Source organism: Zophobihabitans entericus (assembly GCF_011745665.1).
GTDB lineage: Bacteria > Pseudomonadota > Gammaproteobacteria > Enterobacterales > Orbaceae > Zophobihabitans > Zophobihabitans entericus.
The window spans coordinates 1,918,313-1,930,797 of the sequence record NZ_CP050253.1; the positions used below are offsets into that span (position 1 = coordinate 1,918,313).

The window sequence follows — 12,485 nt, forward strand, 5'->3', positions numbered from 1 at the left end:
GATTGTAATCATAAAACGTCATTTCTTTTAAAATCAAATAGTTATATTAAATCAATAACGATTTTGATAAGCATAAGTTAGTTAATTTTCCTCAAAAGAAGTAAAAAATGAAGAAAAATAAAAGGTCAAGCTTTTTTGGGGATAAATTTATTAATAGGTAAAATTTAAGGTACTATTTTAATGAAAAAATTTGAATTGTGTTCTAGCTTCAAACCAGCCGGTGATCAGCCAGAAGCAATTAGACGAATAAATGAAAATTTACAAGACGGTATTGCCCACCAGACTCTGCTTGGAGTAACGGGTTCAGGTAAAACATTTACTATGGCAAACGTCATTGCTACACATAATCGTCCAACGATCATTTTGGCACCGAATAAAACACTTGCGGCACAGTTATATGGAGAGATGAAAGAGTTTTTCCCCAATAATGCAGTTGAGTATTTTGTGTCGTACTATGATTATTATCAGCCGGAATCTTATGTGCCAACTACAGATACATTTATTGAAAAGGATGCGTCTATCAATGAGCATATAGAACAAATGCGTCTGTCAGCGACTAAATCGATGCTGGAACGTCGTGATGTCATTATTGTAGCTTCGGTCTCGGCAATCTATGGACTTGGTGCACCTGAAAGTTATATGGCAATGATTTTGCATTTAACTAAAGGCACAATTACCGATCAGCGTGCGATTTTAACTCGTCTGGCAGAACTTCAATATAAGCGTAATGATGTTGGCTTCTTCCGTGGTACGTTCCGCGTGCGTGGTGATGTGATTGATATTTTCCCGGCTGATTCAGATTCTACTGCGGTGAAAATCGAGTTATTTGATAACGAAGTTGAACGTATTAGTATTTTTGATCCGTTAACAGGTCACACGGTGAGTGAAGTACCACGTATCACTATTCACCCTAAAACGCATTATGCTACGCCGCGTGATATTTTGATGAAAGCGGTAGAACAGATTAAGGTGGATTTAACTAAACGCCAGAAAGAGCTGTTAGATAATCACCGTTTGGTTGAAGAGCAGCGATTAACACAGCGTACTCAGTTTGATTTAGAGATGATGACGGAAATGGGTTATTGTTCAGGGATCGAAAACTATTCACTGTATCTGGATCAGCGTCAAACCGGTGAACCACCATCGACCTTGTTCGACTATCTGCCGGCAGATGGCTTATTGTTTATTGATGAATCTCACGTTGGTGTTCCGCAAATCTCCGGTATGTATAATGGTGACCGTTCACGTAAGATGACACTGGTTGAATATGGTTTCCGTTTACCATCAGCACTGGATAACCGTCCACTGCGTTTTGCTGAATTTGAAAGTATTATGCCCCAGACCATCTATGTGTCAGCGACACCGGCTAAATATGAGTTAGAAAAATCAGGCACCGAGATTATTGAGCAGGTAGTGCGTCCAACCGGATTACTTGACCCAATTATTGAAGTCAGACCGGCAACAACACAGGTGGATGATTTGCTGTCAGAAATTCGTCAGCGCGTGGCTAATAATGAAAGGATTATCGTAACCACATTAACCAAACGTATGTCAGAGAACTTATCGGATTATCTGGCAGAGCATCAGGTCAATGTTAAGTATCTGCACTCAGATATTAATACCGTTGAGCGTATGGAAATCATTCGTGATTTACGTTTAGGTGAGATCGATGTACTGGTTGGGATCAACTTGTTACGAGAAGGTTTAGATATTCCGGAAGTCTCACTTGTGGCAGTGCTTGACGCGGATAGAGAAGGGTTCCTGCGCTCTGAAAGTGCACTCATGCAGACAGTTGGACGTGCCGCGCGTAATGCGAATGGTAAAGCAATTTTATATGCCGATAAGATTACGCCGTCAATGCAAAGAACGATTGATGAAACTGCGCGTCGTCGTATTAAGCAGGAAGCTTATAATACTGAGCATGGTATTACACCAAAATCGGTGATTAAACGGATTAAAGATATACTGGAAATTACTCAAATGGGTGGTAAGAAAACCAGTAAAGGTAAGGCGGCAGAGCAAACTAAACATTATGCAGCGTTATCGGTTAAAGATATTCATCAGCATATTAAAGAGCTGGAAGCACAAATGTATGAAGCTGCTAAGAATCTGGAATTTGAAAAAGCTGGCGTTCTGCGTGATGAGATTAAGCAGTTAAGAGAAGAATTTATTCAGATATCGTAAGGTATTAAGACAATATGCTGGATATGAAACAGGTATTGTCAGGAATTATATCAATATCATAAGAAAGGAGACATTATGTCTATTACAAGAATTGATCCGGCAGCTCGTTGGTCGGAAGCCGTTGTTCACAATGGCGTAGTTTATTACACCAGTGTTCCAGCTAATTTAGTGGCAGATGCCTATGAACAAACCAAAAGCACTCTGGCAGAAATTGATGCCATGCTTGCACGGGTAAATAGCGATAAATCAATGATCTTAGATGCCACGATTTTTTTGGTTAATAAAGAAGACTTTCAGGCGATGAATAAAGCGTGGGATGAATGGGTGGTTGCGGGTAGTGCTCCAGTTCGTTGTACTGTGCATTCAGGTCTGATGAAAGACAGCTACAAAGTTGAAATCAAAATTGTGGCTGCGGTGAAAGGGTAATTAGTCTTTACTTCAGCTTAAATAAAAAAAGCGACTTTATTAGTCGCTTTTTTGTAAATTCAGTTCAGGTATTTCCGGATTAGAACGCGCTGGTATCCTGGAATAGACCGACTTTAAGATCAGTTGCCTGATAAATGAGTTTACCATCAACAAAAACTTCGCCATCAGCTAAGCCCATGATTAATTTACGGTTAATGACACGTTTGAAGTGAATTTTGTAAACCACTTTTTTCGCCGTTGGCAGAACCTGACCAGTGAATTTAACTTCACCCACACCCAGTGCGCGACCTTTGCCTTTACCACCAAGCCAGCCTAAGTAGAAACCAACTAATTGCCACATCGCATCAAGGCCTAAACAACCAGGCATCACCGGATCGTTTTTAAAGTGACATTTGAAGAACCATAGATCAGGATTGATATCCAGTTCAGCTTCAACATAACCTTTTTCAAAATGGCCACCAGTTTCATTCATCTCATTGACGCGATCCATCATCAGCATATTATCTGCTGGTAATGGTGGGCCATCGTGACCAAATAGTTCGTTATTTCCTGATTTAATTAGGTCTTCTTTTGAGTAAGAGGATTTTCTTTCAAATGTCATAACTTACCTTAATTATAGATTTTAAGTGTTGATTAAAATTAGCGTACAAGTGTAAGCCGAAAAAACTTGATTTGCAAATATTTAATCGGCTTATTTGTGACTATTTAAACCATTTGGAAAACAAGCCGCCTTGCTTACGATCTAAACTTAGCATCTGCTGGATTCTGGTCTGAATCAGAGTATATAAATTAATCCCTGATTTATTCTTATATTCAATACCTGTCAGTAAATAGAGCGCTTCGCTAACATGTTCAACTGTCCAGATGGAGAACTGCTCATTTTTAATTGCGTCCAGTACTTCATCACTTAAACAGAGGTGGCGGCTGTTAGATGCGGGAATAACCACACCTTGTTGACCCGTTAAGCCCTGATTTTTACAAACCGCGTAGAAACCTTCAATCTTTTCGTTAATCCCGCCAATTGGCTGGATATTACCAAACTGGTCAACTGAACCTGTAACTGCCAGTTGTTGGTCGATAGGCTGTTCTGCCAGTGCGCTCATCAGCACACATAAACTGGCCAAAGAAGCACTATCACCATCAACTTCATTATATGATTGTTCAAATACCAGTGAGGCAGAAAACGGGAGCTGGTGTTGTAGCGCAAATTCTGAGGTAATAAATGATTGCATGATCATCATACCTTTGGAGTGAATATTGCCGGCCAGTTCATTCTTGCGCTCAATATCAATAAATTCACCATCACCAAAATGCACTACGCAGCTTAGTCTGGTCGGTTCACCAATCGCTTTTGGGTAACCCGGATATTCAATAACAGATAACCCATTGATTTGTCCAACGATCTGATCCTGAGTATTAATCATGATCTGTTTAGCATAGATTTGTTCACGGAAGCGCTGAAGTAAATAGCCTTCTCGCCAGTCTTTTTGCTGAATGGCTTTTTCAATCGCTTCGCCATTAATCACATTATCGGCATAGCGTGCAGCATCAGATAACAAACTATTCACCCAGTCAGGAGAAAGGGGGAAGTAATATTGATCTTCCAGATAACGGGTTGCCGCTTTCATGATTGGATTATAGGCGGAGCCATCCAGTTCTGGTAAATTTTGATATTTTGCAATGGCTTTTAGATAACTTGCCCAGTCAGTAATGACTTGTTCTTTATCAATAAAGAGATCTTCTTCAAATTCTGCATACAGCGCGGTTTGATAGAAATCGGGATCAAATTCCTGTAAATCGGATAAAGACACGCGATCGCCCACAAGAATAATACGTAAATCCAGTGGCAGTGGGGGAATAGAAAACGGTAACGGATGAGAGTCATCGTTAGAAAACCATTGATATTCCCGGTTGAGTACCATATTTTTCAAACGTAGCCAGAGCATTGGGTGATCAAGCAAAGACTGCAAGCCAATAATGAGTACTCCACCATTGGCTTTGTGTACCAGACCCGCTTGTAGTTTAAAAGTTTCATCATCAGGCTGACGGACGCAACCAAATAATATCTCGCTCTCTACCCACTGAGCTGCCAGACAGCTATCTGAGGCAGCAAAATTATCCTGACGATTTTGTGTTTCAGTCAATGTCACTTTATGTTCATTGATATGATAAGCAAAGGCGGTATTATTTTCTGGCAGACGTGATTTTATCTCACTTTGTAGCAGAGACAACATAAGATGACTGTCACTGGCCTTAATCAGCATAAACTGATGATCAAAATGACGCCGTTTGGTAGGGCACAAAATATCCAGACCAGATAGTAAACGTGACTGTAATGCTAAAGGGGAGACATCGCCAGAGGCAGATGTAAAAATGTCCGGAGCATTATCGATATTAGGTTGTATCTGTTCCCAGATTAATTGAGTAATTGCCAAAGTGTTGATCTTGTTTTTAGTGATTAATAGTTTGATTATAACAGGAAACCATACTGAGAATATATCCGAACAAAAATATTACAGAAAGATTTATCAAAATACGGTAAACTACTCAACAATTTTAATTAAACTAATCCCATTATGATACGGGTAATGACTGATATTAATTGTCTTAAACCTGTTTGATATTGAATAGACTCTATGCATAAGATAAAGAATAATCATACTAAAGATGAAAAATCATCCCAGATTGTTAGTTGGGGGCACTGGTTTACTCTTTTTAATATTTTTTTAGTGATTATTTTAGGTAGCCGTTACATACTCCTTGCTGACTGGCCATCGACTTTTATGGGGCGGTTTTATGCTATTATCAGCAGTCTTGGTCATTTTAGCTTTCTGACTTTTGCTGTTTATCTGATTCTGTTATTCCCGCTCAGTTTCTTCATTCACTCCCAGCGCTGGAACCGTATTATTGCAACTGTAGTGGCAACGATTGGAATCACGCTACTGCTTATTGATATTGAAGTCTTTGCCCGCTTTAGGATGCACCTTAATTTAACTATTTGGGATATTCTTACCTCAACGGAAGATAATATTCTCAATGCTGACTGGCAGAAACTATTTATCTTTGTCCCGCTCATCTTTTTTATTGAAACGGTCTTTTCTATCTGGAGCTGGAAAAAGCTGCGTAGCTTATCAAAGCGCAAGTTTATAGCCAGACCGATCGTGGTTATTCTGGTTTTATCATTCCTGTCTTCACATATCATTCATATCTGGGCTGATGCTAACTTCTATCGCCCAATTACGATGCAAAGAGCAAGTTATCCGCTATCTAATCCGCTGACAGCACGTCACTTCCTTGAAAAATATGGTTTCCTAAATCCTGGTGATTATAGTGAACGAGCAGAACAAGAGGGGAATCACTTTGCTGTTGCGGTTGAATATCCACTGAGTCGGGTGAGTTTTGACCGTCAGGATAATCCATATAATTTATTGTTGATAGTAATGGATGGATTGCCGGTACAGTCAATGACCAATGATATGCCATTTTTAACCAGTTTTTCTGGTCAAAACAGTAATTATACACAGCACTATAGCTCCAGTAATCGGGATACGCTTGGTGTGTTCTCGTTATTTTATGGTCTTGACCCTAACTATTATAATAGTATTTTGGCGAGTCATACCTCATCAGTATTGTTAGATGGCTTAACTCGCCAACGCTATAATTTAGGATTGTTCTCAACTGATGGCTTTAATCAGCCGCTCTATCGTCATGCTTTATTGTCAAATTTCTCCTTACCTAAGCCGAAATTTACCAACAATGGTACAGTGACTAAATATTGGGAAGAGTGGCTGGATAATTTAAATCAATCAGAGACACAGACGCCTTGGTTCTCGTTCTTAAATTATCAGGTAGTTGATAAAGAGAGAACGCTTAAATCTCCTGCGACAATGAGTGAGAAAGAGTTTAGCCAGTACCTGCAAAAAATGGATAATCAGATTAAAGAAGTGATTACTCATCTGGAAGAAAACGGGCAGCTGAATAATACAGTGGTTGTTATTACCGCAGCGAAAGGACTCATGACTGAAGGTCAAAAAGTGGTACTAAGCAATGATAGTGATTTACGTAGCTATGATCGTGAGTCTTTACATGTACCTTTAGTGATTTCGTGGCCAACTCAGGTTAATCAAATGGTAGATACACGAACAACACACACTGATATTATGCAGACTTTGATGCAAAACTTATTGCAAGCGAAAACATCGCCAGCTCAGTATAGTCAGGGTATGAATCTGTTTGATCTTTCTACCCGTAACTGGTTAATAGCGGGTAATGAGAGTGAAGTGGCTGCGCTTTATGAAGATAAGACGATTGTGATTGATTCATTCGGTCATTACCGTATTTATGATACAAATAATGAGTTACAAAAAGATGAAAAACTGAGTTTATCTATTTTCTTACAATTGATTACAACAAATCGTCGATTTATGGTAACTAATTAGATTTATAACTTATTGATTAATAAAGAAAAATATAAAAGATGCCAGATGGCACCTTTTATATTTATAGTGAAAAGATTAACGAGCTAACCAGCCACCATCAACAGCTACGGTGTAACCATTGATATAGTCAGATGCTGGGGAGGCAAGGAATACTACAGGTCCCATAACATCAGACGGGAAGCCCCAACGACCTGCCGGAATACGTCCTAAAATCTCATTACTGCGCGCTTCATCAGCACGAAGCTGTTCAGTATTATTGGTTGACATATAACCCGGAGCAATCGCATTAACATTGATATTATGCTTCGCCCATTCGTTAGCCATCAGGCGAGTAATCCCCATCACGCCGCTTTTTGATGCTGTATAAGAAGGTACACGAATCCCCCCCTGGAATGACAGCATCGAAGCGATGTTAATGATCTTGCCGCCAGTACCTTGTTTAATAAATTGTTTAGCAATCGCCTGAGACAGGAAGAATACGGTTTTGATATTCACATTCATCACATCATCCCAGTCTTTTTCTGAAAACTCGATAGCATCCTGACGGCGAATAATACCCGCATTATTAACCAGAATATCGATACGTCCAAAAACACTAATTGCTTTATCCGCTACTGTCTGAATGCTGTCATACTGACTCAAATCTGCAGAGATATTCACAAACTGACGTCCCAGTTTTTCAATTTGTTGCTTAGTTTCAACTGGTTCTGTAATATTTACACCGATAATATCACAGCCTGCTTGTGCAAGCCCGACTGCCATACCCTGTCCAAGTCCGGTATTACAACCCGTCACAAGAGCAACTTTCCCGGTTAATTTAAATTGATCTAAAATCATAATAATCCTCTATTCTTTATAAACTGATCACTCTTTATGAGCTAGTTTGCTATAAATTAGCGAATGTCTTTCATGGCGATATGATCCATATCATCAAAGGTTAAATTCTCACCAATCATACCCCAGATAAAGGTGTAACGTTTGGTACCCACACCTGAGTGAATTGACCAGCTTGGGGAGATAACGGCTTGTTCATTATGCATAACCACGTGACGGGTTTCTTGTGGTTTACCCATCATATGGAAGACAATAGTTTCATCATCCATATCGAAGTAGAAGTAAACTTCCATACGACGTTCATGAGTGTGAGTTGGCATTGAGTTCCAGTTGCTGCCTTCTTCCAGACGAGTCATTCCCATACTAAGCTGGCAGGTTTCCAGTACGTCAGGAACAAGGTATTTGCGAATAGTACGCTTATTACAGGTTTCTAAGCTGCCAAGTGGTTGGGCAACCGTATCATTTTTAGTAATAGTACGAGTTGGATAAGTGTGATGTGCCGGTGCGCTGTTATAATACAGTTTTGCTGGTTTACTGCTATCAACACTTTTAAATTCAAGCGATTTAGCGCCTTTACCAATATAAAGCGCCTCTTCATTTTTAACAGTATAAGTGGTGCCATCAACGATGATTGTGGCATCACCACCAATATTGATGAGTCCCAGTTCACGACGCTCCAAAAAATAGTTAACGCCAAATTGTTTACCTACTTCAGCACCAATTGTGACCGTATTTTTAACCGGCATAATACCGCCGATGACAATACGGTCGATATGGCTGTAAACCATTGTGTATTTATCAGCTTCAAAGATTTTTTCTACTAAAAATTCTTTTCTGATTCCGGTAGTATCAAGTGTTTTTGCATGATCACTGTGAATACTTTGTCTTACGTCCATGATATATCCTCTGTGTTATATACAATGACAAATGGGGCTAGTCCTATTTATCATTGTGTGTTGATATTCTGTTATTACAAGATGTTAACTAAAAATTCTTATCTTATTCTGCCGGAGCAGCAGCCGGAGCTGTTTGTGTACTGGCTTTTTTAATATGTTTTGCCCAAAGTGCCGTGATAATTGGTACAAGAATAGATGTTACAATCACGCTGGTTGCGACCAGTGCGGTAGCTGCAGGGGCAACAGGTGCAAAATCCGGAATCATTTCTGCAATCAAGACTGGCGTAGCTACTGCAGCACCTGCGGTACTTGACGCAGCAACACCAGCTGTTCCATCACCACCACCCAGGAATTTATCTGCCAGAATCAGTGGAATGCCAGTCACGATGATAACTGCAACGCCTAAGAAAATACCGGCAAAACCTGTTTGTACAATAACTTGTAGTTTGATGGTATTACCCAGAGCAAAGGCAAAGAACGGAATAAGTGTTTGAACTGCACCACCAAACATTTTACGTAGCTCTGGATCAAGATTACCTAGTGCAAAACCAACTAAGAAAGGAAGTACCGCACCAACAAAGAGTTGTGGTTCAAATGAAGCAATTCCGGCGGTACCTAAAATAATCATGGTCATTAAAGGACCAGATTCTAAAGACATTAAAACAAAGGCTCCGGCTTCTTCTTTTGAACCGTATTGATTCATGAGTGCTGCATATAAACCACCATTGGTCATATCCATTGCAGCAACCAGAGCAAGTGTTGAGATCCCTGCAAAAATTCCGGTTTGCACGCCGGTTAATGGCAGGAATGAACCAACTACCATCGCTACAACCCAGGCTGTAGCTATTTTGGTTACTACAAGCACGCCAGATTTTCTAAGCATTGTACCTGTTGCTTTGAGCTCTATTGATGCGCCCATACAAAAGAACCATACCGCTAAAATGGGAACGGTTCCAGTGATGAGGCCATTAGTAAATGAACCTAAATATTTACCTGTTCCGGGCGCAAGTGTATTACATAGTGCGCCTAAGAATAGTGGTACTAACATCAGACCACCGGGAATTTTGTCTATCGCTTTCTTGATTTGCATGATTCACTTCCTCAATTAATTTAAAATTAAACTATCAATTCATTGTCATGTACTACGGAAAACATATTTTTACTATTGACTCAATTCTCTTACTGACTTGCGTACTTACAAACTAAATAACTGTTTGGTTCAGACTACTTTTTTAGTCCAAAATTTATGGCATTAGATATTTTTTCTGTGGTGGCTAATAAATGGTTTAAGTATTCCTCCTTTTTACCATTAGCAAATTGAGAGACCATACCTGTCAGCCCGATGGCGCAAAGTACTTCTCCTTTGGTATTAAATACTGGGGCAGAGATACAGCGGATTTCATTAATATTCTCTCCGTCATCATAGGCCCAGCCTTGTTGTTTAACTAAAGCTAGGTGTTTTATAAAACTCTCTTTATCAGTAATTGTGGATTCAGTTTTTTTGACAAACTTTGCTTTATCCAGAATCTGATTTACTTGTTCGGTGGGTTTCCAGGCTAGTAAAATTTTCCCCAGAGAAGTACTGTGCAAACGAATGCGCTTACCTTCCCATGAGGTTAAAATAATCGCATGTGGAGATTGAATTTTGCTTAAGAAGAAAGCTTCATCACCTTCCATAATGCCCTGATGGCAGGTTAAACCGGTGAGTTCAACCAGTTCATGTAAATAGGGAATAACCTCCTGACGCATATCCAGCCCACTGGCTGCGAGTCCACCAAGTTCAAATAGGTGTAAGCCCAGAGCATAGCGACCATCGACACGCTGGCGCAGCATTTGTGTTTCACATAAAACATCAAGTAAATGATGAGTACTACTTTTAGGAATGGCGAGCTGAGAGCTAATTTCACTAAAACTAGCAGCTCCTTTCTCAGCGATGAAATCTAAAATCGCGACCAGCCTGACGGCTGCCGGTGCTTTACTTTCTTTTAAACTTTCAGGAATACTCATTATTATTTACTCTTTTTGTTTTATATATAGAACTTTAAATATCATAAGTGAAACTATAAAGAGAAGTAATAGAAAAAAACGTTAACCTGATCACATTATTTCACCAGATAAGGTTTTTAGTATAAAGATCGTGAATAGGATCACGTTTTTTTATTTCAGAGGATGTTTTTTATTTTTAAATAGAGGATATTCAATAAGACAATAAAATTTTCTATTTTTAATCAATCAGGGAGGTTTTATGATTATCGGTAATATTCATCACTTAGATCTGGTTCCTTATTTACCCGCAAAAATCAAGCAAGCAATTGAATTTGTTAGACAAAATATTAATGATAATACACCAGCAGGTGAGTATGAAATCGACGGACGTCAGGCTTATGTGATGTTGTCTGATACCGCAACTCGTCATATTCATGAAGCCTATCCGGAATATCATGCTAAATATCTGGATATTCAGATTGTATTTAAAGGACCGGAAGGAATGGCATTTAGTTTGCAGCCACCACATACTGAAATGGTGACAGATAAGCTAAAAGATAATGATATTGCTTTTGTGCAGACACCTAAAGATGAAACGATGATTGTCATGAATGAAGGAGATTTTATTATTTTTTATCCTCATGAAGTTCATAAACCGCTGTGTGTGATCAATGGTGTGGTTTCTCCTGTACGTAAAGCTGTCGTCAAAATCGCAGTAGATTACTTATAATTTAATCAGGACGAGAAAATTTATCCAATTAATCAGAAGGATTCTTTATGACAACAAATATTGCTGTGATTGGCGAGTGTATGATTGAACTTTCCGAAAAGCATAAGCAAGCTAAACGTAGCTTTGGTGGTGATACACTCAATACATCAGTTTATATGGCTCGTTTACTGCCTCATCAGGATTATAAAATTCATTATGTGACCGGTCTTGGAACCGATTCCTTTAGCGATGAGATGATCACTGCCTGGCAAAAAGAGGGTGTAGCTACTGATCTGGTACAGAGAATGGCGAATAAACTTCCTGGTTTATATGCAATTGTCACAGATGATAAAGGGGAGAGGAGTTTCTATTACTGGCGTAATGATGCTGCTGCACGTTTCTGGTTGAAGACGGCAGAAACAGAAATTATTTTAAAGCAGATAGAAAATTATCAATATCTCTATCTTAGTGGTATTAGTATTGCTATCTTAGATGGCGAAAGTCTTAGAAAACTGGTTGAGTTATTAAAACGATTCAGAGCTAAAGGCGGTAAAGTAGCATTTGATAACAATTATCGGCCAAGACTTTGGGCAGATCAGCAACAGGCTCAGGCGGTATATTGGGACATTTTGTCTTGTACTGATATTGCTTTTTTAACACTTGATGATGAAGATCTGTTATGGGGTAAACAATCCCTTGAATCTGTGATAAAACGCTCAAAACAATTAGGAATTTCTGAGATAATTATCAAGCGCGGTGCAGAGAGCTGTATCATTGATGCACCGGAAGGACAGTTTGATGTTCCGGCTAATAAGATTGCTAAATCGGCGATTGTTGATACCACAGCAGCAGGTGATTCATTTAGTGCAGGATATTTAGCTGCCCGTTTACAAGGTAAAGATCCTGTCAGTGCAGCCAAACAAGGTCATTTAGTCGCAGGAACAGTAATTCAACATCAAGGTGCAGTCATTCCAAAGGAAGCAATGCCCAAAATAAAGTAGGTTTATGATT

At 39.3% G+C, this 12,485-nt stretch carries 11 protein-coding genes; 5 read left to right on the forward strand and 6 right to left on the reverse strand.

What is annotated here, in order from left to right:
* Window positions 1–180: 180 nt before the first annotated feature.
* Window positions 181–2,184 carry an excinuclease ABC subunit UvrB gene (gene uvrB, locus IPMB12_RS08685; RefSeq protein ID WP_166916878.1) on the forward strand — a complete coding sequence of 668 codons (2,004 nt, stop codon included), beginning with the start codon at window positions 181–183 and terminating at the stop codon, window positions 2,182–2,184.
* A 75-nt stretch (window positions 2,185–2,259) separates the two neighbouring features.
* Window positions 2,260–2,610 carry a RidA family protein gene (locus IPMB12_RS08690; protein ID WP_166916880.1) on the forward strand — a complete coding sequence of 117 codons (351 nt, stop codon included), beginning with the start codon at window positions 2,260–2,262 and terminating at the stop codon, window positions 2,608–2,610.
* Between the two features lie 79 nt (window positions 2,611–2,689).
* Here IPMB12_RS08690 and fabA read toward each other — a convergent pair whose 3' ends face one another.
* Both fabA and IPMB12_RS08700 read right to left on the reverse strand, forming a co-directional pair.
* Window positions 2,690–3,211 (reverse strand): bifunctional 3-hydroxydecanoyl-ACP dehydratase/trans-2-decenoyl-ACP isomerase, encoded by a 522-nt coding sequence (gene fabA, locus IPMB12_RS08695; RefSeq protein ID WP_166916882.1) that lies wholly within the window; start codon window positions 3,209–3,211, stop codon window positions 2,690–2,692.
* Between the two features lie 100 nt (window positions 3,212–3,311).
* On the reverse strand, window positions 3,312–5,045 hold the full coding sequence (locus IPMB12_RS08700; protein WP_208293471.1) for an AAA family ATPase: 1,734 nt from the start codon (window positions 5,043–5,045) through the stop codon (window positions 3,312–3,314).
* Between the two features lie 201 nt (window positions 5,046–5,246).
* Between IPMB12_RS08700 and IPMB12_RS08705 the strand changes: the two genes are divergently transcribed.
* Window positions 5,247–7,049: a DUF3413 domain-containing protein gene (locus IPMB12_RS08705; protein ID WP_166916884.1), complete on the forward strand. Its 1,803-nt coding sequence runs from the start codon at window positions 5,247–5,249 to the stop codon at window positions 7,047–7,049.
* A 75-nt stretch (window positions 7,050–7,124) separates the two neighbouring features.
* Here IPMB12_RS08705 and kduD read toward each other — a convergent pair whose 3' ends face one another.
* The 4 genes from kduD to IPMB12_RS08725 all read right to left on the reverse strand — a co-directional run bounded on the left by kduD (window position 7,125) and on the right by IPMB12_RS08725 (window position 10,786).
* Window positions 7,125–7,886 carry a 2-dehydro-3-deoxy-D-gluconate 5-dehydrogenase KduD gene (gene kduD, locus IPMB12_RS08710; protein ID WP_166916886.1) on the reverse strand — a complete coding sequence of 254 codons (762 nt, stop codon included), beginning with the start codon at window positions 7,884–7,886 and terminating at the stop codon, window positions 7,125–7,127.
* 56 nt (window positions 7,887–7,942) lie between these two features.
* The gene (gene kduI, locus IPMB12_RS08715) at window positions 7,943–8,779 is read right to left on the reverse strand and encodes a 5-dehydro-4-deoxy-D-glucuronate isomerase (protein WP_166916888.1); all 837 of its coding nucleotides are present in this window, start codon (window positions 8,777–8,779) and stop codon (window positions 7,943–7,945) included.
* Window positions 8,780–8,882: 103 nt separating this feature from the next.
* A complete protein-coding gene (gene kdgT / locus IPMB12_RS08720; RefSeq protein WP_166916890.1) occupies window positions 8,883–9,869 on the reverse strand; it encodes a 2-keto-3-deoxygluconate transporter in 987 nt (328 codons plus the stop codon).
* Window positions 9,870–10,003: 134 nt separating this feature from the next.
* On the reverse strand, window positions 10,004–10,786 hold the full coding sequence (locus IPMB12_RS08725) for an IclR family transcriptional regulator (protein WP_166916892.1): 783 nt from the start codon (window positions 10,784–10,786) through the stop codon (window positions 10,004–10,006).
* Between the two features lie 238 nt (window positions 10,787–11,024).
* Between IPMB12_RS08725 and IPMB12_RS08730 the strand changes: the two genes are divergently transcribed.
* Both IPMB12_RS08730 and kdgK read left to right on the forward strand, forming a co-directional pair.
* Entirely contained in the window at window positions 11,025–11,495 is a 471-nt protein-coding gene (locus IPMB12_RS08730; protein ID WP_166916894.1) for a YhcH/YjgK/YiaL family protein, read from the forward strand.
* 47 nt (window positions 11,496–11,542) lie between these two features.
* The gene (gene kdgK / locus IPMB12_RS08735; RefSeq protein WP_166916896.1) at window positions 11,543–12,475 is read left to right on the forward strand and encodes a 2-dehydro-3-deoxygluconokinase; all 933 of its coding nucleotides are present in this window, start codon (window positions 11,543–11,545) and stop codon (window positions 12,473–12,475) included.
* The last annotated feature ends 10 nt before the right edge of the window (window positions 12,476–12,485 follow it).

Bases quoted from the DNA above. Each gene is read 5' to 3' on its own strand.
- kdgT (WP_166916890.1), bottom strand. From the start codon at position 9,869: ATGCAAATCAAGAAAGCGATAGACAAAATTCCCGGTGGTCTGATGTTA.
- fabA (WP_166916882.1), bottom strand. From the start codon at position 3,211: ATGACATTTGAAAGAAAATCCTCTTACTCAAAAGAAGACCTAATTAAA.
- kdgK (WP_166916896.1), top strand. From the start codon at position 11,543: ATGACAACAAATATTGCTGTGATTGGCGAGTGTATGATTGAACTTTCC.
- kduD (WP_166916886.1), bottom strand. From the start codon at position 7,886: ATGATTTTAGATCAATTTAAATTAACCGGGAAAGTTGCTCTTGTGACG.
- kduI (WP_166916888.1), bottom strand. From the start codon at position 8,779: ATGGACGTAAGACAAAGTATTCACAGTGATCATGCAAAAACACTTGAT.
- IPMB12_RS08690 (WP_166916880.1), top strand. From the start codon at position 2,260: ATGTCTATTACAAGAATTGATCCGGCAGCTCGTTGGTCGGAAGCCGTT.
- IPMB12_RS08705 (WP_166916884.1), top strand. From the start codon at position 5,247: ATGCATAAGATAAAGAATAATCATACTAAAGATGAAAAATCATCCCAG.
- uvrB (WP_166916878.1), top strand. From the start codon at position 181: ATGAAAAAATTTGAATTGTGTTCTAGCTTCAAACCAGCCGGTGATCAG.
- IPMB12_RS08730 (WP_166916894.1), top strand. From the start codon at position 11,025: ATGATTATCGGTAATATTCATCACTTAGATCTGGTTCCTTATTTACCC.
- IPMB12_RS08725 (WP_166916892.1), bottom strand. From the start codon at position 10,786: ATGAGTATTCCTGAAAGTTTAAAAGAAAGTAAAGCACCGGCAGCCGTC.